Below are 21,323 nucleotides of genomic sequence, written 5' to 3' on the forward strand. Positions count from 1 at the left end.
TTCGAGCCGCCCCGGTCAGCCGAGTACCGCCAGGGCGTCGATCTCGATCAGAAGCCCCGCCGGCAGGCCGACGTACACCGTGGTCCGGGCGGCAGGAGCCTCCCGGAGATCCGCGAAGTAGTCGTTGTAGATCTCGTTCATCTCGGCGAAGTGGTCGACGTCCGTCAGATAGACGCGGATCATCATGACGTCGTCCCAGGTCGCGCCGCCCTCCTCCAGGATCGCCTTGACGTTGGCGAGGGTCTGGAGGGTCTGCTCGCGCAGGGTGGGGCCGGCCGGGGTCGGGGCCTGGCCCTCGACGGCGGGCAGGAAGCCGACCTGACCGGCGACCTGGAGGATGTTGCCCTTCCTGACGCCGTGGGAGAACCGGGCGGGCGGGGCGGTGTGCGTCGACGGCGTGAGGGCGGTCTTCTCGGTCATGCGCGGTCCTTGTCCTTGGGGTCGTGCCCGGTCGTTCCGGAGTATTCACGGCTGATGGCGTCGGCGGTGCGGCGCACCAGCGGGAGCAGGGCGAGGAGTTCGTCGGCGGTGACGACGACGTTGGGCGCGGAGACCGACATGGCGGCGACGACCCGGCCGTCCGCGCCGCGGATGGGCGCGCCGACGCAGTTGATGGACTCCTCGTGGCCGCCGAGGTCGGTGGCCCAGCCCTGTTCGCGCACGGTCGCCAGCTCCTTGAGGAAGGCGGCGGCGTTCGGGGTCGAACGGGGCGTGTACATGGGGTAGTCGAGCCTGGCGGCGAGGGCGCGGCGCTCGGCCTCGGGCAGGTCGGCGAGGAGCAGCTTGGCGACGGCGGCGACGGTGATGGCGACGGGCTTGCCGATCCGGGAGTACATGCGGACCGGGTAGCGGCTCTCGACCTTGTCGATGTAGAGGACCTCGCCCTCCTCGTGGACGGCGAGGTGGACGGTGTGGCCGGTCTGCTCGTTGAGGGCGGCGAGATGGGGGTGGGCGATCTCGCGGACGTCGAGGTTCTCCACGGCTTCCTGGGCGAGGGCGAAGAGGCGGGCGCCGAGTCGGTAGCGCTGGTCCTGCTGGCGGTAGACGAGGCCGTGCTCGTGGAGGGTGCGCAGCAGACGCAGGGCGGTGGACTTGTGCACGCCGAGCCGCTCGGCGACCTGGCCGAGGTCGGCGGGGCCCTGCGCGAGCAACGGCAGGATGCTGAGCGCGCGGTCGACGGTCTGGCTCATGGCGTACGTACCTCCTGGTCGTCCCCGGTCCAGCCGGGGCCGAGGTGAAGTGTCCCCCAGGCGGTGTCGTCGAGGGCGGCGAGCCGGTCGGCGTGTGCCCGGGCCGGCGGACGGCCGAGGTCGCCGGGGGCGGTGAGGGCGGCGGCGGCCATGAGGTGGCCGTGCCGGAGCCGGGCCGGCATGTCGAGGCCGCGGAGGGTCGCGGAGAGGAAGCCTGCGGCGAAGGCGTCGCCGGCGCCGACGGTGGAGACGACGTCGACGCGGGGCGGGCGTACCAGATGACCCACGCCGTCGGCGTCCGCGATGTCCGCGAAGGACTCGGGGCGGCGGTCGACGACGGCGGCGCCGCCCTTGCCGAGTTTGACGACGAGCGTCTCGGGCCGGTCGACGAGGCCGGTGACGGCCCGGATGCCCGTCACGCCCCACAGCGCCTTCGCCTCGTCGGCGCCGACGAAGACGAGGTCGGCGCGGTTCGCGAGGTCGAGGAGGACCTCGGGTGCGGTGCCGTCGCGCCAGAGGCCGGGCCGGTGGTTGACGTCGAAGGAGACCAGGGGGCGGCCGGGGCGGGGCGCGGTCAGTTCGTACAGGAGTGCCCGGCAGTCGGCGGAGAGCGCCGCGGTGATGCCGGTGAGGTGGAGGATCCGGCCGTCGGCGACGGTCCCGTAGGGGACGGTGGCCGGGGACATGGCGGAGGCGGCGGAGCCGGCCCGGTAGTAGGCGACCTCGTGGGCGTCGGTGGCCCGGTCGGCGTCGGTGCGGAAGTAGACGCCGGTGGGCCGGTGCGGGTCGCGGCGGACGGCGCCGGTGTCGACTCCGTACGCTGCGATGGCGGCGAGCAGGTGGTCGCCGAAGCCGTCGGTGCCGACGCGTCCGACCCAGCGGGCGCGGTGCCCGGCGGCGGCGAGGGTGCAGGCGACGTTGGACTCGGCGCCGCCGACGGCACGGGCGAAGGCGGGGACGTCGGCGAGGCGGCCGCGCCGGGAGGGCAGGAAGGTCACCATGGACTCGCCCACGCAGACCACCTCGGGGGGCGGCGCGGCCACGGTCGCGGTCTCGGCCACGGTCAGGCTCCTGCGGGTCCTCGGGCGCCGGGTCCGTTGACCCGGCCTCGGCCCGGATGTTAGACAGCGACGAGCGATATACGCAATGGCCGTTGCGCATCCTGCAACGGCCTGGAGGAGGGATCCATGCCGACCGAGCCGCGGACCGAGCTGTCGGACGAGCGCGTCGACCACCGCTTCAAGGGCCTGCCGCCGGACGCCGAGGGCCTGACCGTCGGCGAGCTGGCCGCGCAGCGCCGCAACCTCTTCACCGGTGGCTTCACCACCCCCGTCCTCGCCCTCTCGGCCGAGTCCGTCGAGCACAACCTCCGCCTCCTGGAGACCTACGCCGAGCGCCACGGCCTCGCCTTCGCGCCGCACGGCAAGACCTCGATGGCCCCGCAGCTCTTCGACCGCCAGATCGAGCACGGCGCCTGGGGCATCACGGCCGCCGTGCCGCACCAGGTCCGGGTCTACCGCGCCCACGGCATCGACACGATCTTCCTGGCCAACGAGCTCGTCGACGCCGTCGCCCTGCGCTGGCTCGCCGCCGAACTCGACGCCCACCCCGACTTCCGCCTCATCTGCTACGTCGACTCCGTGCGCGGCGTCGAGCTGATGGACGAGGCCCTGCGCGCGGCGGACGCCCGGCGGCCGGTGGACGTGGTCGTCGAGCTCGGCGCGGGCGAGGCCGGGCGCACCGGCGTGCGGACCGAGGCCGAGTGCGAGGCCGTCGCCGACGCGGTCGCGGCCACCGACCGGCTGCGGCTCGTGGGCGTGGCGGGGTACGAGGCCACGATGCCGCAGGCGGACGCCGCCCGGGTGCGCGAGTGGCTGCACCGGCTCGTGGGCCTCGCGGCCGCCTTCGACAAGTCCGGCAGGTTCGCGCCCGACCTGCCGGAGATCGTCGTCAGCGCCGGCGGCAGCGAGTGGTTCGACACGGTCGCCGAGGTGTTCGCGGAGATCCCCGGGTTCTCCCGGCCCGTCCTGAAGCTGCTGCGCTCGGGCGCGTACGTGTCCCACGACGACGGCCAGTACCGCGAGCGGACCCCCTTCAACCGGATCCCCGAGGAGGGCGCGCTGCAGCCCGCGTTCCGGCTCTGGTCCCAGGTCGTCTCCCGCCCCACCCCCGCGCAGGCCTTCACCAACGCGGGCAAGCGCGACGCCGCCCACGACCTCCACCTGCCGGAGGCCCAGGTCGTCCGCGACGGGCGCACCGGCGGGATCCGCCCGGCCGAAGGCGTGACCGTCACCGCCCTGTCCGACCAGCACACCTGGCTGGCCACGGAGCCCGGCGCGGACCTGGAGGTCGGCGACTGGGTCGGCATGGGCCTGTCCCACCCGTGCACGTCCTTCGACAAGTGGCAGCTGATCCCGCTCGTGGAGGCGGACGGCACGGTCGTCGACTACGTCCGCACCTTCTTCTGACGAGGAGGCGGTGATGGATCTCGTCTTCCGTGACGCCGAGGTCGTCGACGGCACCGGCGAACCCTCCTACCGCGCCGACGTCGCCGTCGCCGCCGGACGGATCGCCGCGATCGTGAAGGAGGGCGCGGCGGCCGGCTGCCAGCGACCGACCGCCCGCCGGATCGTCGACGCCGAGGGCCTCGCCCTGTCCCCCGGCTTCATCGACATGCACGCCCACAGCGACCTCGCGCTGCTCCGGGACCCGGACCACAGCGCGAAGGCCGCGCAGGGCGTGACGCTCGAGGTGCTCGGGCAGGACGGCCTGTCGTACGCCCCGGCCGACGACCGCACGCTCGACGCGGTACGGAAGGCGATCACCGGCTGGAACGGCGACGGGGCGGACGTCGACTTCGACTGGCGCACGGTCGGCGAGTACCTGGACCGCCTGGACCGGGGCATCGCGGTCAACGCCGCGTACCTCGTCCCGCAGGGCACGGTCCGGATGTACGCGATGGGCTGGGAGGACCGCCCGGCGACGGAGGCCGAGCTGGACCGCATGCGGCGGCTCGTCGCCGAGGGCCTGGAGCAGGGCGCGGTCGGCATGTCCTCCGGCCTCACCTACACGCCCGGCATGTACGCGCCCGACGCCGAGCTCACCGAGCTGTGCCGGGTGGTGGCGCGCCACGGCGGCTACTACTGCCCGCACCACCGCTCGTACGGAGCAGGGGCCCTGGAGGCGTACGAGGAGATGGTGCGGCTCACGCGCGACGCGGGCTGCGCCCTCCACCTCGCCCACGCGACCATGAACTTCGGCGTGAACGAGGGCCGCGCGCCGGAGCTCCTGGCGCTCCTGGACGAAGCCCTGGCCGCGGGCTCCGACATCACCCTGGACACCTACCCGTACACGCCGGGCTGCACCACCCTCGCCGCCGTCCTGCCCAGCTGGGCGCACGAGGGCGGTCCCGAGGCGCTGCTCGCCCGCCTGCGGGACGGGGAGACGGCGGAACGGATCCGGCAACACCTGGAGGAGACCGGCTCGGACGGCTGCCACGGCGTACCGGTCGAATGGCACACGATCGAGATCTCGGGCGTGACGGCTCCGGAGCTCGCGTCCTGGGTGGGCCGCAGGCTCCCCGACTGGCCGGCGGCCCGCCGCCTCCTGATCGAGGACCGTCTCGGCCCGACGATCCTCCAGCACGTGGGCCACGAGGCGAACGTCCGCGCGATCATGCGCCACCGGGTCCACACGGGCGGCTCGGACGGCATCCTCCAGGGCGCGAAGCCGCACCCGCGGGCGTACGGCACGTTCCCCGAGTACCTCGGGCGGTACGTCCGCGAGGAGTCCGTCCTCACCCTGGAGGACTGCGTCGCCCACCTCACCTCCCGGCCCGCCGCCCGGCTCCGGCTCCCCGACCGCGGCCTGGTGAAGGAGGGCTACGTGGCCGACCTCGTCCTCTTCGACCCCGCCACGGTCGCCGCCGGCTCGACCTTCGCCTCCCCGAGGACCCTCCCCACCGGCATCCCCCACGTCCTGGTCGACGGCCACTTCGTGATCGAGGACGGCAGACGCACGAACGCCCTGGCAGGCCGGGCGATCCGCCGAACACCGACGAGCTGACGCAGCCGGCGCCGGTCACCTCCCGGTGGCCCTCGCCCTCCCCGTCGCGGCCCGTGCCCGGCGGGGAGGCTCCCCCGCCCCGCGCCCGTGCCGGCATCCGTCCCGCGGGGCGGGACGGGGCACACGGGACGGCGTCCTGGGCGGGCGCGTTCCGCCCCTGCGCCTGCCCGCCGCCCCTACGGCGGCGCCGTCCGCGGGAGCCGCCACCTCGTGCGGCCTGCCTCAGCCGCGTCCCCTGGCGCCCGCCTCGCTCGGGAGCGTCCGCGGTCCGGAGACCGGGAGCGCGCCCGGCTCGCCCCACGGTTCGCGCCGCGCCCACCACAGGCCCAGCCCCAGGGCCACGCCCGCCAGGGCGAAGCCGTACGCCGGCGTGTGTCCCGACGGCGCCGTCTCGTACGTCAGGGCCGCGCACAGGACCGCCAGGAGCTGCCCGCCGCGTTCCTCCCACGCGCCCGCCGCCGCGACCGCGACCGTGCCCCACAGGGCGTACCACGGCTGGACCATCGGCGAGAGCGCCACCAGCGCCAGCAGGGAGAGGCCCAGGCCGAGGACCGGGTCGACGCGGCCCTTCCCCACGCGCCAGGCGATCGTCGCGATGACGGCTCCGGCGGCCAGCAGGCCGAGCTTCTGCACCACGCCCTTGACCGGCTCGGGGTCGTCGGCGACCAGCAGCCCGAGGCCGAGCCCGAGGTCGCTGGTGACGGACAGGGCCGTGTGGATGCCGGCGGCCACGCTCTGGGTGCGGAGCCAGCCGAAACCGGTGCCGGCCGCCATGCTCGCCCCCGCCGCGACCGCCACGGCCACGGCACCCGGCAGCAGCCCCTTCGCGAGGCCCGCCGCGCCGCCCCGGCGCCGTGCGACCACGATCCCGACGAACAGCAGCCCCAGCGCCGCCGGCGACTTGATCATCATCGCGAGCCCGATGACCGCGCCGCCCGCCGCCCACCGCCCGTGCCGCACGGCGAGCAGGACGCCGGCGAGCAGCAGTCCGGCCATCAGGCCGTCGTTGTGCATGCCCCCGACGACATGGACGAGCAGCAGCGGGTTGAGCGCCGCGAGCCACACGGCCCCGTCCCCTCGCCCCTCGGGCGCGAGCCCGCGCACCGCCCACACGATCAGCGCGAGCGCGAGCAGCGCGACGAGTCGCATGCCGAGGACGGCGGGGACGACGGCGCCGCCGGTGATCTTGACGACCGCCTGGGCGAGGAGGAGGAAGACCGGCCCGTACGGCGCGGGTGTGTGGGTCCAGTGGCCGCCGACGCTCGCCGCCGCGTCGTACCCGAGTTCGCCGGGGCCGAGGACGGCGGGCCCGGCCCCGTACACGTCGTGCCCTTCGAGGACCATCGCGCCCTGGGCGATGTAGCTGTAGACGTCGGCGCTGTACAGGGGCGGGGCGAGCAGGAGCGGTGCGGCCCACCAGCCGAGGGTGACGAGCGGACGACGGCCCGCGCCGGAATCCCCGACATCCCGGGCATCCCGGGCGTCCCCGGCGCGCCCGCCGCGTCCGCCACTTCCGTCGCGCCCGGCGCGGAGCACCCGCCCGTACTGCCACCACGCCGCGATCAGCAGGGTCAGCCCGAGGTACGCGAGGACGGAGCCCGCCACGGTCGCTCCGGTGCCGTGCGGCTCCCACAGTCCCGCACCGCCGCGTACGGGAAGCGTTCCGGCGGCCCAGCCGCCGACGGCGACGGCGAGCGATCCGGCCGCCCCGAGCCACCGGCAGCCGGCGGTGCTGAAAACCCACATGGGGGGCAAACCTACCGTGCCCGCCGAGCGCCCTACCGGGGCTTCTTCTGGATGCCGGGGGCCTGGTCCGAGTAGCCGGGGCGGCCGGACGGGGAAGCCGTCCCGCTCCCGGAGGGCGCGGGCCCGGGGCTCGTCGCACCGCCGGACGGCGTCGGGCCGGCGGACGGGCCGGCGGTGCCGGCGGTGGCGGAGGGGGACGCGGAGCCGCCCGAGGCGCTCGGGTCGGCGGTCGGGCCCCCGTCGCCGTCCCCGCCCGAGCTCCCGGCGTCCCGCTGGATCAGCGCGGGCATGCCGGGGCGGCCCTCGTCCGGGCCCGGGCCGCCGCCCCCGGACACGGGCCCGCCGTCGAGCGCGGCGAAGGCGGCCAGGACGCCGCACGCGACCACGGCGCCGCTCCCGGCGATCCACAGCGGGCCGGGGCCACGGCGCTTCGACGCGTGGCGGCGTCGTCTCGAGGGCTCTGCGCCCCCCGTCTCGTTCGGACTCACGAGCCGTGATTGTAGGGAGCACGACACGGCCGGAGCGACGTGGGTCACAACGCGGAGTCCGCGCGCCGCCGGCGGACCGCACGTACGTCCCCGAGCGCGCCGTACGCCCGACGTGTCCCAAAACACGAGGCGTCTTGCGGCGGCCCGCCGTAAGCTCTCGTCATGCAGGTGATCCAGTCCACGAAGCTCGCCAACGTCTGTTACGAAATCCGGGGCCCGGTGCTCGAAGAGGCGATGCGGCTGGAGGCTGCGGGTCATCGCATCCTCAAGCTCAACACCGGGAACCCGGCCGCGTTCGGCTTCGAGTGTCCGCCGGCCATCCTCGAGGACATGCTGCGCAACCTCGCCGACGCGCACGGCTACGGCGACGCGAAGGGCCTGCTGTCGGCCCGGCGGGCGGTGATGAGCCACTACGAGACCAAGGGCATCGCCCTGTCGGTTGAGGACATCTATCTGGGCAACGGCGTCTCCGAGCTGATCCAGATGGCCATGCAGGCGCTGCTCGACGACGGCGACGAGGTCCTGGTCCCGGCGCCCGACTACCCGCTGTGGACGGCCGCGGTCTCGCTGGCGGGCGGCACGGCCGTGCACTACCGCTGCGACGAGCAGGCCGACTGGATGCCGGACCTGGCCGACATCGAGCGGAAGATCACCGATCGGACCAAGGCGATCGTGATCATCAACCCGAACAACCCGACGGGCGCCGTCTACGACGACGAGATGCTGCGGGGTCTGACCGAGATCGCCCGTCGGCACAGCCTGGTGGTCTGCTCGGACGAGATCTACGACAAGATCCTCTACGACGGCGCCACGCACACGCCGACCGCCGCCATCGCCCCCGACCTGCTCGTCCTCACCTTCAACGGGATGAGCAAGAACTACCGGGTGGCCGGTTTCCGCTCCGGCTGGCTCGCGGTCTGCGGCCCGAAGTCGCACGCCTCCTCGTACATCGAGGGCCTGACGATCCTCGCCAACATGCGTCTGTGCGCCAACATGCCCGCGCAGCACGCGGTGGCCGCGGCCCTGCAGGGCCGGCAGTCGATCGAGGATCTGGTGCTGCCGGGCGGGCGGCTCCTGGAACAGCGGGACACGGCGTACGAGCTGCTGACCCGGATCCCGGGCGTCACGTGCGTGAAGCCGAAGGGCGCGCTGTACCTCTTCCCGCGCCTCGACCCGGCGGTCTACAAGATCAAGGACGACCGGCAGATGGTCCTCGACCTGCTGCGGGCCGAGAAGATCATGGTGGTGCACGGGACGGGCTTCAACTGGCACGAGCCGGACCACTTCCGGATCGTGACGCTGCCGGCCGCCGCGGACCTCGCGGACGCGGTGACGAGGATCGGCAACTTCCTGGACGGCTACAGCCAGTACTAGGCCCTGTCGTCACACTCCCGCCTGCCCTGCGGGCGATGACGGGAAGCTGACGACAGGACCTGGCCCACCTCGCCGTCCCGACTTCCGGACACCACTCAACTTTAGACCGATTCCAAGCTAGGATGTCTCCAGAGCTACAACAGGAGGCCATCCCCATGTACGAACCGATCCGCACGAAGTCGGTCCACCGGATGGCCGACGACGACCAGAACGGCTACCCGCACCGCTCCCGCGAGGAGGAGCTGGACATCCAGCTCGCCGGACACCTCGCCGCCCTGCTCGCCGTCACCGACGAGCTCGGCGACACCGAGGCGGGCGAGCTCATCGCCCGCCAGGTGGCCCGGCTGCGCGGCGCGCCGCCGGCCAGGCACGCGGGCCTGAGCGGGGCTCCCGCCGCGGCGCTGCACCGGAAGGCGCACGCCCTCGCGGGCCGCGCCCTGGTCGTCGCCGCCTCCCGGGCCGACACGGCCGCCGCGATCCTCGCCGCCGAGCGCATGGACGCGCACACCGCGGCGCTCGCCGGGGAATCCCTGGTCGGCGCCCCCTGACGGCCCCGGTCCGCGCGGCACGAACCCGCGCGGACCGGGCGCCACCCACGCCCACGGACCGGACCCACCCGCTGCCCGCGGACCGGGCGCCGCCCCCTCAGGACGTGGCCGCGCGCCATTCCCCACCCCCTTGCGAACGGCCGCCCCCGGTACACCCCGCTCCGGTTCGTTAACGGGATCGCCGCTTCACCCTCCGTACACCCGACTCCCCCTGGAATGTGGGTTTCCGCGAGCACCCTGCACGCGTGAGACGCATTCTGGGAATCGTCCTCGCCGCCCTGCTCCTCGGCGGCGTGGCCGCCGCCCTCGTGGTGGGCGGCGACAAGGACGACAGCGGCACGGCAACGAAGACCGTGCGAGGGTTGACTGCTCCCCGCCCTGGAAGTCCTCCCAGGGCTGTGCCGGGATTCCTGGCTCAGGCAGCCTCTCGGGGCAGCGCCCCAATCGGTCTTACGCCCTCGGCACCAGCAGGGCACAGACCAGCCCTGACAAGCATCACGTGAGCGGAGTTCTTGTCCCGTGGAGAGACCGCTCCGCACACGATGCAGGTGTAGATGCGCTCACCCAGCGGCAGTGCGTGCTTGGCTCTCGCTCCGCAGTGCGCGCAGTCCATCGTGGTGTGCGCGGGGTGTACCAAGTGCACGGCACGGCCGTGCTTCCGACCCATCTCGATCAGGGCCCGTTTGGTGGCGCCGATGGCGGCGTCAGCGGCCTTCCTGGCCATGGTCGTCTTGGCGAGGAATTTCGGCCGGAAGTCCTCCACAGCGATCGCGTCATGTTCGCGGACCACACGCTTGGCCCACTTACGTGCGGTGTCCTCACGCTGCCGCGCGATCTTCTTACACAGCTTGGCCCGCAGCTTCTTCGCCCTGCGGTATCCCTTCGATCCGGCCTGCCCCTTCGCCGGACGACGGCGGGCCATCATCCGGTCGTACCGACCCAACTTCGCGGCGGCCCTCCTGCCGTACTCGGCGTGGGGGAGGTCATAGGCATCGGAAGTGGTGGTCGCCGTCTCCTTGACGCCCCAGTCGATACCGATCACGTGCCCGGTCGAAGGCAGCCGTTCTGCCTGCCCGGGGACAACGAATGAGGCGTACCAGTGGCCGATGCCGTCGCGGTACACCCGCACACTCGACGGGAAGGCCGGAAGCGCACGCGACCACACCACCGTGAGCACGATCCCTCCCGCCAGGTGCAGGCGGCCGTCCTTCAACCGGAAGCCGTAACGGGTGTAGTTCAGGCTCGGGTCGGCCTCGCGCTTCCGCTTGTACCTCGGCATTCCGGCTCGCCGGTGCATCGGCAACCGGCCTTTCATGTCATTCTGCGCCTTGGCGCGAGATTTACCGAAGTCCCGGATGAGTTGCTGCTGGGGCACCGATGCCCCCTCGCGTAGCCAGGGGTTACGGGAGCGCGCCTCGGTCAGCATCTTGCCGAGCTGCGCCGGGCCGCAGATGCGCTTCTCGCCAGTGGTCCTGTTATGCGCGGACACCTGCTTGGACTTGGCAACGCACTCGTTCCAGAGCCAGCGGCACCGACCCCACTCCGCCAGCAACGCCGCAAGCGCCGTGGACGACGCGCGAAGTCGGTACGTGTACCGGGCATACCCGGAATCCCCGGCCACTCCCACTTGCGCCACGCCCCGTCCCTCAACGGCCCCCAGTCAGGGCGCCTTCCCATCCGGCCTCCCAAGGGAACGTACACACGGTCACAGCACGGGAACACGAAATCACCCAGTCATCACCCCATCCAGCGGTCGCGGGCACGCGCGTTCGACTCACGCGTGCGGAGCGCTCTGGTGGCTCTCCACCCCGCCCCGGGTCGGCGGACACGATCAGCCGGATCCTCGACGCACTGCGCGGCGGGCAGGACGAACTGCGCCGCGACAACGCCGCCCTGCAGACCGAGCGGGCCCGGCTGTGGGAGAGCACGGGCAGGCTCCAGGAGTACGCCGTGCTCACCGAGGCCCTCGACGCGGCCGTCGAGGAGCGGCTCGCCGCGACCGCCGACCCGGCGCAGGCCGACGCGCTGCGCGCCGACGTGCTCTTCCCCGTCCGGCAGAAGCACCAGGACCTGCTCACCCAGCTCGCCGTGTGCGCCCAGGGCTATCTGGCGATGGACGTGGTGCGCCGCAACAACGACGAACTGATCAAGGGCGTCGACCGGGCCGCGACGACGACCCTGACCGCCCTGCGGATCGCGGTGATGCTGGCGTCCGCGCTCGACCACCAGAAGAAGGTCGTCGAGCAGGTGAACGCGCTGCGCGGCACCACGGAGACCCTGATCCAGGGCAACGCCGCCGCGCTCGCCGGCCAGTCCGGGGAGATCCAGCGGCTCGCCGCGGAGCCCGCGGTCGGCCTGGAGACGGTGCGCACCGCGTTCCAGCAGATCTACCGGACGCTCGACGCCATCGACGCGTACAAGGTCCGCGCGACCGAGTCGATGGCGCAGACCGTCGACGCGCTGAGCGCCGAGCTGCGCACCGCGAGCGCGTACGTGGAGCGGACCCGCGACGACGACCGCGAGCGGGGCGACCGGGGCGGCACGGCCGGCCGGGGCATCCTCGAAGGAGGCCGCGGATGAGCGCCGTCCACCGCTCCGTACGGGTGTGGCGCCCCGTGCGCCGCCGGTTCGCGGCGGTCGCCGTCGCCGCGCTCCTCGCCCTCGGCGCCGTCGCCTGCGACTCCGGCGGGAGCGGCGGAGGCGAGGGCAGGGACTCGGGCCAGGACGGCCTGGAGTACCGGCCGGGCACCCTGCGGGTCCTCGCCTCCTCCGAACTCGCCGACCTGGCCCCCGTCCTGGAGGAGGCCCGCAAGGCCACCGGCGTCACCGTGCGCCCCACCTACGCCGGCACGCTCGACGCCGTCGAGCGGATCGCTTCCGGCGAGGCCGACAGGCAGTACGACGCGATCTGGCTGTCGTCGAACGACTACCTGCGGCTGCGCCCCGACGTGGCCCGCCGCATCACCGGTGAGACGCCGGTGATGACCTCCCCGGTCGCCTTCGGCGTGCGGCCCGCCACCGTCGCACGCCTCGGCTGGGACCCGGAGAAGGTGACCTGGGCGCAGATCCACCGGGCGGTCGCCGAGAAGAAGCTCACGTACGGCATGACCGACCCGCTGCGCTCCAACTCCGGTTTCTCCGCGCTCGTCTCGGTGGCCTCCGGTCTCTCGGGCGCCCAGGCGGCGCTCACCGACGGGGACGTGAAGGCGACGGGCCCGAAGCTGAAGGAGTTCTTCGCCGGGCAGAAGCTGACCTCCGGCTCCTCCGGCTGGCTCGCCACCGCCTACGCCCGGCGCACCGACGTCGACGCGCTGGTCAACTACGAGTCGGTGCTGCTCTCGATGCCGGAGGGGCTGACCGTGATCCGGCCGGCCGACGGCGTGGTCACCGCCGACTATCCGCTGACCTCGCTCACCGCCGCCCGTCCCGAGGCGAAGGACGCGGCCCGCCGGCTCGCCGCCCATCTGCGCACCCCGGCCGCGCAGAAGCTGATCACCGACCGGACGCTGCGGCGCCCGGTGGTACCCGGGGTCGCGCCGGGGCCCCGGCTCGCCGCCGACCCGCGCCGTGAACTGCCCTTCCCCGGCAGCCGGTCGGTGGCGGACGGGCTGCTCGACGCGTACGACAACACGCTGCGCCGCCCCTCCCGAACGGTCTACGTCCTCGACACCTCCGGTTCGATGGAGGGGCAGCGCCTGGAGCGGCTGAAGGCGGCGCTCGTGGAGCTGACCGGCGACTTCCGGGACCGGGAGGAGGTCACGCTGATGCCGTTCGGTTCGTCGGTGAAGAGCGGCGAGGTCACGACCCACACCGTGGACCCGGCGTCGCCGAGGGCCGCGCTCGACGCGATCCGCGCCGACGCGAACCGGCTCTCGGCCTCCGGCGGCACGGCGATCTACTCCAGCCTGAAGGCGGCCTACGGGAAGCTGGGCACCGCGCCGGACGACACCTTCACCTCGATCGTGCTGATGACGGACGGCGCCAACACCGACGGCGACCCGGCCGCGGCCTTCGACGACTTCCACGGGGACGAGCTCAGCCCGGACCAGCAGCGGATCCCGGTGTTCCCGATCCTGTTCGGCGACTCCGACCGGGCCGCGCTCGACCACATCGCGCAGCTCACCGGCGGCAGGCTGTTCGACGCGAACCAGGGTTCGCTCGACGGGGCCTTCGAGGAGATCCGTGGCTACCAGTGACCTGTTGCGGGCGGCCCTGCGCTACGCCGAGTCCCGCAAGAACCTCGTGGGCTGCGTGTGCGGCCTGGCCGGTGTGGGCCTGACGCTCGCGGGCGCCGGCGGCCCCCTGTGGCCGGTGGTGGTCGCGGGCCTGTACGGCGCGGGCGCGCTGATCGCCCCGCCCGAGCGCCCGCCCGCCCCGGCCTTCCCGGACCCGGCCGAGCAGCTCGACGCGCTGCGCGGGGACCTGGCGACGCTGCGCGGCTATCTCGCCGGGGTGGAGCTGCCGCCGGCCGCGCGGACCCGGCTCGGGGAGTTCGACGCCCTGGTGGGCGCGCTGCTCGAACCGGGCTGGGTGAGCGATCCGGAGCAGGTGCGGGTCCTGGCCCGCGCGGTGCGCCAGGACGTCCCCGAGGCGGTCGACGCCTTCGTGCGCACCCGCTGGTGGAACCGGGTGGTGCCGGGCGCGGAGCCGCCGGAACGCCATCTGGAGCGGCAGTTGGGCGCGCTGCACGAGGAGGCCGCGGCGATCGCGGACGCGCTGCGCGAGACGGAGGAGCGGCGGCAGGAGACGCACACGCGCTACCTGGAGATTCCTCCGCCGGAAGTGCGCCGGCCCCCGGAGCCGTGAGGGGGCTCCGGGGGCCGGTTGCGTCGTGGCGGGCCGTCGTGACCCCAGCTGGTCAGGGCGGAAATCGGGGCAACCCGCCACGAGTTCGTGGTGCTGTCAGGGGATCAGCCCAGGCGCTCGACCAGCGCGCGGTACTCGTCCCACAGCTCCTTCGGGGTGTGCTCGCCGAAGGTCTCCAGGTGCGCGGGAACCAGGGCGGCCTCCTCGCGCCAGACCTCCTTGTCGACGGTGAGCAGGAAGTCCAGGTCCTCCTCGGCCAGGTCCAGGCCGTCGGTGTCCAGGGCATCGCGGGTCGGCAGGACGCCGATGGGGGTCTCGACGCCCTCGGCCTTGCCGTCGAGGCGCTCGACGATCCACTTCAGGACGCGGCTGTTCTCGCCGAAGCCGGGCCAGACGAACTTGCCGGCGTCGTTCTTGCGGAACCAGTTCACGTAGTAGATCTTCGGGAGCTTCGCGGCGTCCGCGGAGGCGCCGACCTTGACCCAGTGGGCCATGTAGTCGCCCATGTTGTAGCCGCAGAACGGCAGCATGGCGAACGGGTCGCGGCGCAGCTCGCCGACCTTGCCCTCGGCGGCGGCGGTCTTCTCGGAGGCCACGTTGGCACCGAGGAAGACGCCGTGGTTCCAGTCGAAGGACTCGGTGACCAGCGGCACGGCGGAGGCGCGGCGGCCGCCGAAGAGGATCGCGGAGATCGGGACGCCCTTGGGGTCCTCCCACTCCGGGGCGATCGTCGGGCACTGCGCGGCCGGCACGGTGAAGCGGGCGTTGGGGTGGGCGGCCGGGGTCTCGGACTCCGGCGTCCAGTCGTTGCCCTTCCAGTCGGTGAGGTGCTTGGGCGCCTCCTCGGTCATGCCCTCCCACCACACGTCGCCGTCGTCGGTGAGGGCGACGTTGGTGAAGACCGAGTTGCCCCAGAGGGTCTTCATGGCGTTGGCGTTGGTGTGCTCGCCGGTGCCGGGCGCGACGCCGAAGAAGCCGGCCTCGGGGTTGATCGCGTAGAGGCGGCCGTCCTCGCCGAAGCGCATCCAGGCGATGTCGTCGCCGATGGTCTCGACCGTCCAGCCGGGGATCGTGGGCTCCAGCATGGCGAGGTTGGTCTTGCCGCAGGCGGACGGGAAGGCGGCGGCCACGTACTTGGCCTCGCCCTGCGGCGGGGTGAGCTTGAGGATGAGCATGTGCTCGGCGAGCCAGCCCTCGTCACGCGCCATGACGGACGCGATCCGCAGCGCGTAGCACTTCTTGCCGAGCAGGGCGTTGCCGCCGTAGCCGGAGCCGAAGGACCAGATTTCCCGGGTCTCGGGGAAGTGCGAGATGTACTTGGTGGAGTTGCACGGCCACGGCACGTCCTCCTGGCCCTGCTCCAGCGGGGCGCCGAGGGTGTGGACGGCCTTGACGAAGAAGCCGTCGGTGCCGAGCTCGTCGAGGACGGCCTGTCCCATGCGGGTCATGGTGCGCATGGAGACGGCGACGTACGCGGAGTCGGTGATCTCGACGCCGATGGCGGAGAGCGGGGAGCCGACCGGGCCCATGCAGAAGGGCACGACGTACATGGTGCGGCCCTTCATGGAGCCGCGGAAGATGCCCTTCTCGCCGGCGAAGATCTCCTTCATCTCCGCGGGAGCCTTCCAGTGGTTCGTCGGGCCCGCGTCCTCCTCCTTCTCGGAGCAGATGAAGGTGCGGTCCTCGACGCGCGCGACGTCGGTCGGGTCGGACGCGGCGTAGTACGAGTTCGGGCGCTTCACCGGGTCGAGCTTCGTGAAGGTCCCCTTGGCGACGAGCTCCTCGCAGAGGCGCTCGTACTCGGCCTCGGACCCGTCGCACCACACGACGCGGTCGGGCTGGGTGATCTCGGCGATCGAGTCGACCCAGGAGACGAGCTCCTGGTGCTGGGTGGGGACGTTGGAGGGAGCCGCGTTGTCGCGCGCCACGATTGCTCCTTGAAGAGGGGTTTTCAGATGTATGCCCCTTGGGGGCTGCGACCCGGATGCGTCGTAGGCGCTCATCCGGTGCCGACCGCACTCATTTGATCATCCGATGGTTCCGCGCATATGTCCAGAGGGCCGCACACGTGAGCATCGCCACTCATATCCACTACTTACGATCGCGTAGGTACGATGCGGATCCATGACTGCAGTCTCGCCGGACCTCGCCACCACGGAGCAGCGCCCGGCGCTGCCGCTCCCGATCAAGCCCAGACTCAGGGGCTGGCTGCACGCCGGAATGTTCCCCGCCGTGGTCGTCGCGGGCCTCGTCCTGGTCGCCCTCGCCGACTCCCCGCGGGCCCGGATCGCCTGCGGGATCTACGTGCTCACCGCCTGTCTGCTGTTCGGCATCAGCGCGCTGTACCACCGGGGGAACTGGGGGCCGCGCGGCGAGGCCGTGCTGCGGCGCCTCGACCACGCCAACATCTTCCTGATCATCGCGGGCACGTATACCCCGCTGACGCTGCTGCTCCTCCCGGACTCCACCGGACGGCCCCTCATGTGGGCGGTCTGGGCCGCGGCCGCCGCCGGCATCGCCTTCCGGGTCTTCTGGGTCGGCGCCCCCCGCTGGCTGTACACGCCCTGCTACATCGCGATGGGCTGGGCCGCCGTCTTCTTCCTGCCCGACTTCATGCGGGCCGGCGGCATCGCGGTCCTCGTCCTGGTGATCGTCGGCGGCGTGCTCTACAGCGCGGGCGGCGTGATCTACGGCATGAAGCGCCCGAACCCCTCACCCCGCTGGTTCGGCTTCCACGAGGTCTTCCACTCCTTCACCCTCGCCGCCTTCACCGTCCACTACGTGGGCATCTCGCTGGTCGCCTACAGCCACGCCTGACCAGGCACAATGGCGGGCATGGCCGGCACACCCGCGCGCCCCGCCCTGCGGGAGCGCAAGAAGCTCAAGACCCGCACCGCGATCCGGAGGGCCACCTACCGGCTCGCGGCCGAGCGGGGCTGGGAGGCGGCCACCATCGAGCAGATCGCCGCGGCCGCCGAGGTCTCGCCCTCCACCGTCATCCGCTACTTCCCGGCCAAGGAGGACATCCTCCTCACCGACGACCAGGACGAACTCCTCCTCGCCCGGCTGCGCGCCCGCCCCGCCGACGAGGACCCGCTCGACTCGCTGCGCGCCGTCGTCCTCGACGCCGTCACCGCAGCCCTGGCCACGGAGCCCGAGGAGACCCGGCTGCGGACCCGGCTCATCGTGGAGATCCCCGCCGTCCGCGCCCGGCTCACGGAGACCACCGCCCGGACCGGCCGGCTCCTCTGCTCCGCCGTCGCCGAGCGCTCCGGGCACTCCCCCGACGACCTGGAGGTACGGGTCTTCACCGCCGCCGTCCTCGGCGCCCTGCGCGAGGCCACGGTCCACTGGGCCGAGCGCGGCCAGGGCGACGACCTCGTCCCGCTGCTCGACCGGACCGTCGACACCCTCAAGGCCGGCCTGACCCTCCGCTCCCCCGGCCCAGCGCGCCCCTGACCACCTCGCCCGACAGCGGGTTCGCGGCACACGACCACACCCCGTGCGGGCAGTAGTCGGTGAAGGTCTGGTACACCGGCCGGTGCCGCGCGAACCAGTCCAGCATCCCCCGCACGTACGCCGGGTTGTCGCCGTTGCGGAAGAGCCCCCACTCGGGGAACGAGACCGGCTTGCCGTGCGCCGCCGCGAACCGCGCGTGGAAGTCCAGCCCGTACGGCTCCGTGACCTGCTCCTCGAAGGACAGCCCGGCCGGCTGGTCGTAGGCGTCCATCCCGACGATGTCGACCACGTCGTCGCCCGGGTAGCAGCGGGGCCAGGCGATCGCGTCCAGGCCCCGGCTCGGCGTGAAGTCGAACCGGAAGCGCTGCCCCGGCACCTCCCGCAGCACCCCGGCCACCCGCCTCCAGTACGCCTTCCAGCTCTCCGGGTCGGGACCGCAGCGATGCCCGTACGTCGTGCCGTTCATCTCCCAGCCGAGCACCAGGACCGCGTCCGCGAGCCGGTGCTCCACCAAGCGCTCCCCCAGCACGCGGAAGTGCCGGTCGAACTCGCCGGCCGCCCCGCGCCGCAGCCCCGCCCGCACCTCCGCGTCGCTCAGCCCCGCCTCGTTGCGGTCGAGCAGCGGCACGTTGAGCACGAACAGCCGGTCGGACCGCTCCTCCTTCCACCGCGCCCACGGCTCGAACAGGGCCGGATGGCCCTCGATGTTCGACCAGCGGTCGCCCGGCAGATAGGTGTGCCCGACGGTCAGCGGCTCACCACCCAGCCACCTCTCCACCTCGCCGATCCGCCGCACCCCGGCCGCGTCCGAACCGGTGAAGAAGCCCGACGGCACACCCGGCAGCGGCACCGGCTGCGGTTCCGGCGCGGTCCGCGCCCCGGAGTGCCGGCCGTCCGGGGCCAGCCGGTCGTACGGCAGCAGGAACACCGCAGCGGCCGCGAGCAGCACGGTCAGTGCCACCCGCGGCCATGTCGTCCAGGAGCGGAGGAGGCGCACGTCAGCTGGTCCAGAACTCCCACCAGCGGGTCAGGATCAGCATCCCGATGATCCCGATGTGCAGCACCGGCAGCGCGAAGGTGAAGTCCGAGAGGAAGCCCTTCACCGCGGCGGGCGCGGGCAGCAGCCCGTGCCGCACGTTGTGCGCGGTGGTGTACCAGAACATGGTGATCGTCGCGCACCAGGCCAGACAGCACCACAGGCACAGCGAGTTGATCTCGTACAGCGACTGCTGCATCAGCCAGGTGCAGAAGCCCACGCCGAACAGCATCCCGGCGTTCAGCCCGAGCCAGAACCAGCCCCGGTAGCGGGCGCCGGCCAGGACGCCGGCACCCACGGCGACGACGACGGCGTACGTGACGAGACCGAGCATCGGGTTCGGGAAGCCGAACACCCCGGCCTGCTCGCTCTTCATGATGTTGCCGCAGGAGACCACCGGGTTGAGGCTGCACCCCGGCTGGAACCCGGGGTCCTCCAGGAGCTTGAACTTGTCGATGGTGATGACCCAGCCGGCCAGCACACCGGCCGCGCCCGTCACCATGAGCAGCCAGGCGAAGGCCCGGCTCGCGCCGATCCCCGCTCCGCCCGCCCGCTCCTGCTCCCGCTCCTGCTGGACCGGCGCCCCGCCCCGTACGTTCACCGTCGCCATCAGGCCGCCCCCTGTCCGCTCAGCCCTGGATCCGGCTCACCGGCACCGCGATGTGGGCGGCGGTGCGCACCACGTTCTCGTCGGTGACGAAGGCCTTCAGCTCGGCCTCCGTGACCGGGTTCCCCGGCTGCGCGGCCGGCCACGGGAGGAGCGGGATCATCAGGATGACGTGACCGTTCTCGTACGCCGCCTCCTGCCAGTCCGTGGTCACCGGGCACTGCGCGTTCATGAACGGCAGGGTGAGCACGGCCCGCTGCGCCTCGACGAGGAGATGGGCGCCGATCCCGCGGTCCTGGCCGGCGTCGACGACGTCGCCGCCGATCGGCACGCCCATGCCCTCCAGGGTCGACCGGAGCTCCGCCGCGCCGGCCTCGGGGCCGTGCTCGCCGTCCCCCGTCGAATACACCATCAGGAAGGGCGTGGCGGGCATGTCGTCGGTGGGCCCGAGGGCCCAGGAGATGACGGTGAGCGTTCCCATCGAATGGGCGCTGTGCGCCGCCGAGGACACGACATTGGAAGTGGTCATGGATCCGGATGCTAGGGGACGAACACCCGTCACCCTCCGCCGAATTCACTCATTCGGCCGACATTCCCTCCGTCACCATTTCCCGCGCAACGAACCGGGGCTTTCCTCGTTGTGCCCATAGGGCATCAAGCCGACCTCAGGAGATCATTCATGATCGTCCCGCGCCGCGTGGCCTTGCGGTCCCTTTACGCACTGGCGGTGGCCGCTTTCACGGGCGGCGCACTGGCCCGGATCGGCACCGCGCCGCCGTCCTCCGGGGACCCGCTCGCCGGGGACGCACCGTCCCCGGACGGGCTGTCGCCGTTCGACGAGAGGTACGGCGGCCGGCACATCCGGGGCCTGCGGGGGCCGTCGGGCGAACCCGTGGTCCTCGTCGACGGACGGCCGCTGCACCTGATGCGCTGCGCCGACGGCGGCTGGGTGACCCCGGTCGACCACTACGAGTCCTGCCCCACGCCGCTGGCGGCCGCCCGCGCGGCCGTGGACGAGCTGGGGTCCGCCCCGCTCAGCCGCTACGCCGCCGGCCACGGCGGCCATCCGGGAGGGAGCCCGCGTGGCGTACACGCGTAAGAACCAGCGCGATCTGACCAGCGCCGAGCGGAAGCGCTTCGTCTCCGCCGTCCTCGAACTCAAGCGGACCGGGCAGTACGACGACTTCGTCCGCACCCACATCGACCACTACGTGGCCGACGGCGAGGGCAAGCTGCGCGTCGCGCACATGTGCCCGAGCTTCCTGCCCTGGCACCGCAAGTTCCTGCTCGAGTTCGAACGGGCACTGCGCCGGATCGACCCGTCGGTGACCGTGCCGTACTGGGACTGGACCCGGGACAACACCCCCGCGGCCTCGCTGTGGAGCGAGGACTTCATGGGCGGCAACGGGCGCCGCGGCGACTTCCAGGTCATGACCGGGCCCTTCGCGTACGCCGGCGGCCGCTGGACCGTTCGCCACGGCATGACCGAACAGGCCTTCCTGAGCCGCGACTTCGGGCGCCCGCGCGACCCGATCACGCTGCCGACCGCCGCGGACGTCGACGAGGCGCTGCGCGAGCGGACGTACGACACGGCGCCGTGGAACTCCACCAGCCGCTCGGGCTTCCGCAACCGCCTGGAGGGCTGGGCACAGGGCCAGGGCAACGACCGCTTCCGACTGCACAACCGGGTGCACCGCTGGGTCGGCGGGCTGATGCTCGGCGGCGGCTCGGTCAACGACCCGATCTTCTGGCTGCACCACGCCTACGTCGACCTCCTGTGGTCGCGCTGGCAGGCCCGCAACCCGTCCGCGGGCTACCTCCCGAAGGACCCGCCGCCGCTGGGCGATCCCCAGTACCGCAAGGTCGCCGCGCTGCACGAGCGGATGGGCCCGTGGAACGTGACGCCGGCGGAGCTGGCGGACCACAGCGCCGTCTACCGCTACGCGTGACGACGTCCCCCCGGCCCGTGGTGCGGGCCGGGGGGACGCAGGTGTGTCGTACTGC

General features: G+C 72.8%; 20 protein-coding genes and 1 pseudogene. 11 read left to right on the forward strand and 10 right to left on the reverse strand.

The genetic code is table 11. The annotated features are described in order from the left end of the window. Positions 1 to 15 precede the first annotated feature (15 nt). The 3 genes from ACFY8W_RS08750 to ACFY8W_RS08760 are packed head-to-tail and all read right to left on the reverse strand — an operon-like array spanning position 16 to position 2,191. Positions 16 to 420: a Rid family hydrolase gene (locus ACFY8W_RS08750; RefSeq protein ID WP_391102129.1), complete on the reverse strand. Its 405-nt coding sequence runs from the start codon at positions 418 to 420 to the stop codon at positions 16 to 18. Beyond that, entirely contained in the window at positions 417 to 1,190 is a 774-nt protein-coding gene (locus ACFY8W_RS08755; RefSeq protein ID WP_391102131.1) for an IclR family transcriptional regulator C-terminal domain-containing protein, read from the reverse strand. The genes ACFY8W_RS08750 and ACFY8W_RS08755 overlap by 4 nt, the downstream gene beginning before the upstream one ends. Further along, a complete protein-coding gene (locus ACFY8W_RS08760; protein WP_391103821.1) occupies positions 1,187 to 2,191 on the reverse strand; it encodes a PfkB family carbohydrate kinase in 1,005 nt (334 codons plus the stop codon). Before ACFY8W_RS08760 ends, ACFY8W_RS08755 begins: the two co-directional genes overlap by 4 nt. A 186-nt stretch (positions 2,192 to 2,377) precedes the next feature. On the opposite strand from ACFY8W_RS08760, the gene ACFY8W_RS08765 reads away from it, so the two are divergent. Next, positions 2,378 to 3,658 carry an alanine racemase gene (locus ACFY8W_RS08765; protein ID WP_391102134.1) on the forward strand — a complete coding sequence of 427 codons (1,281 nt, stop codon included), beginning with the start codon at positions 2,378 to 2,380 and terminating at the stop codon, positions 3,656 to 3,658. 10 nt (positions 3,659 to 3,668) lie between these two features. Continuing rightward, on the forward strand, positions 3,669 to 5,255 hold the full coding sequence (locus ACFY8W_RS08770) for an amidohydrolase family protein (protein ID WP_391102136.1): 1,587 nt from the start codon (positions 3,669 to 3,671) through the stop codon (positions 5,253 to 5,255). 222 nt (positions 5,256 to 5,477) lie between these two features. Here ACFY8W_RS08770 and mptB read toward each other — a convergent pair whose 3' ends face one another. Then, positions 5,478 to 7,001 (reverse strand): polyprenol phosphomannose-dependent alpha 1,6 mannosyltransferase MptB, encoded by a 1,524-nt coding sequence (gene mptB, locus ACFY8W_RS08775; RefSeq protein WP_391102138.1) that lies wholly within the window; start codon positions 6,999 to 7,001, stop codon positions 5,478 to 5,480. A gap of 32 nt (positions 7,002 to 7,033) precedes the next feature. Next, positions 7,034 to 7,489: a hypothetical protein gene (locus tag ACFY8W_RS08780; RefSeq protein WP_391102140.1), complete on the reverse strand. Its 456-nt coding sequence runs from the start codon at positions 7,487 to 7,489 to the stop codon at positions 7,034 to 7,036. Between the two features lie 162 nt (positions 7,490 to 7,651). Here ACFY8W_RS08780 and ACFY8W_RS08785 point away from each other — a divergent pair, with 162 nt between their 5' ends. Both ACFY8W_RS08785 and ACFY8W_RS08790 read left to right on the forward strand, forming a co-directional pair. Further along, positions 7,652 to 8,863: an aminotransferase class I/II-fold pyridoxal phosphate-dependent enzyme gene (locus ACFY8W_RS08785; protein WP_391102142.1), complete on the forward strand. Its 1,212-nt coding sequence runs from the start codon at positions 7,652 to 7,654 to the stop codon at positions 8,861 to 8,863. Positions 8,864 to 9,018: 155 nt separating this feature from the next. Further along, entirely contained in the window at positions 9,019 to 9,411 is a 393-nt protein-coding gene (locus ACFY8W_RS08790; RefSeq protein WP_391102144.1) for a hypothetical protein, read from the forward strand. A gap of 415 nt (positions 9,412 to 9,826) precedes the next feature. Here ACFY8W_RS08790 and ACFY8W_RS08795 read toward each other — a convergent pair whose 3' ends face one another. Next, the gene (locus tag ACFY8W_RS08795) at positions 9,827 to 11,047 is read right to left on the reverse strand and encodes an RNA-guided endonuclease TnpB family protein (RefSeq protein WP_391102147.1); all 1,221 of its coding nucleotides are present in this window, start codon (positions 11,045 to 11,047) and stop codon (positions 9,827 to 9,829) included. Positions 11,048 to 11,238: 191 nt separating this feature from the next. On the opposite strand from ACFY8W_RS08795, the pseudogene ACFY8W_RS08800 reads away from it, so the two are divergent. From ACFY8W_RS08800 to ACFY8W_RS08810, 3 genes and pseudogenes are all read left to right on the forward strand, one after another. Continuing rightward, positions 11,239 to 11,991 (forward strand): annotated as a pseudogene (locus tag ACFY8W_RS08800) (toxic anion resistance protein); the annotation flags it as partial. Beyond that, positions 11,988 to 13,607: a substrate-binding domain-containing protein gene (locus tag ACFY8W_RS08805; protein WP_391102150.1), complete on the forward strand. Its 1,620-nt coding sequence runs from the start codon at positions 11,988 to 11,990 to the stop codon at positions 13,605 to 13,607. The pseudogene ACFY8W_RS08800 and the gene ACFY8W_RS08805, both read left to right, overlap by 4 nt. Beyond that, positions 13,594 to 14,217: a hypothetical protein gene (locus ACFY8W_RS08810; RefSeq protein ID WP_391102152.1), complete on the forward strand. Its 624-nt coding sequence runs from the start codon at positions 13,594 to 13,596 to the stop codon at positions 14,215 to 14,217. Before ACFY8W_RS08805 ends, ACFY8W_RS08810 begins: the two co-directional genes overlap by 14 nt. A gap of 104 nt (positions 14,218 to 14,321) precedes the next feature. On the opposite strand, the gene ACFY8W_RS08815 is transcribed toward ACFY8W_RS08810, so the two are convergent. Then, entirely contained in the window at positions 14,322 to 16,145 is a 1,824-nt protein-coding gene (locus ACFY8W_RS08815; protein WP_391102154.1) for a phosphoenolpyruvate carboxykinase (GTP), read from the reverse strand. Positions 16,146 to 16,341: 196 nt separating this feature from the next. On the opposite strand from ACFY8W_RS08815, the gene ACFY8W_RS08820 reads away from it, so the two are divergent. Further along, positions 16,342 to 17,034, forward strand: a complete 693-nt coding sequence (locus ACFY8W_RS08820) for a hemolysin III family protein (protein ID WP_391102156.1) — start codon at positions 16,342 to 16,344, stop codon at positions 17,032 to 17,034. Positions 17,035 to 17,052: 18 nt separating this feature from the next. Continuing rightward, a complete protein-coding gene (locus ACFY8W_RS08825; RefSeq protein ID WP_391102159.1) occupies positions 17,053 to 17,676 on the forward strand; it encodes a TetR family transcriptional regulator in 624 nt (207 codons plus the stop codon). Here the strand turns inward: ACFY8W_RS08825 and ACFY8W_RS08830 are convergent. The 3 genes from ACFY8W_RS08830 to ACFY8W_RS08840 are packed head-to-tail and all read right to left on the reverse strand — an operon-like array spanning position 17,630 to position 19,848. After that, positions 17,630 to 18,637, reverse strand: a complete 1,008-nt coding sequence (locus tag ACFY8W_RS08830) for a glycosyl hydrolase (protein ID WP_391102161.1) — start codon at positions 18,635 to 18,637, stop codon at positions 17,630 to 17,632. The genes ACFY8W_RS08825 and ACFY8W_RS08830 overlap by 47 nt on opposite strands. Before the next feature lie 37 nt (positions 18,638 to 18,674). Beyond that, positions 18,675 to 19,322 carry a vitamin K epoxide reductase family protein gene (locus ACFY8W_RS08835; protein ID WP_391102164.1) on the reverse strand — a complete coding sequence of 216 codons (648 nt, stop codon included), beginning with the start codon at positions 19,320 to 19,322 and terminating at the stop codon, positions 18,675 to 18,677. Positions 19,323 to 19,341: 19 nt separating this feature from the next. Further along, complete coding sequence (locus ACFY8W_RS08840) at positions 19,342 to 19,848, reverse strand: DUF5949 family protein (RefSeq protein ID WP_391102167.1); 507 nt, start codon at positions 19,846 to 19,848, stop codon at positions 19,342 to 19,344. 198 nt (positions 19,849 to 20,046) lie between these two features. Between ACFY8W_RS08840 and ACFY8W_RS08845 the strand changes: the two genes are divergently transcribed. Then, positions 20,047 to 20,418: a tyrosinase family oxidase copper chaperone gene (locus ACFY8W_RS08845; RefSeq protein WP_391102169.1), complete on the forward strand. Its 372-nt coding sequence runs from the start codon at positions 20,047 to 20,049 to the stop codon at positions 20,416 to 20,418. Continuing rightward, entirely contained in the window at positions 20,402 to 21,268 is an 867-nt protein-coding gene (locus ACFY8W_RS08850) for a tyrosinase family protein (RefSeq protein WP_391102171.1), read from the forward strand. Before ACFY8W_RS08845 ends, ACFY8W_RS08850 begins: the two co-directional genes overlap by 17 nt. Positions 21,269 to 21,323: the final 55 nt, after the last annotated feature.

Source organism: Streptomyces sp. NPDC012637, assembly GCF_042954805.1.
Classification (GTDB): Bacteria; Actinomycetota; Actinomycetes; order Streptomycetales; family Streptomycetaceae; genus Streptomyces.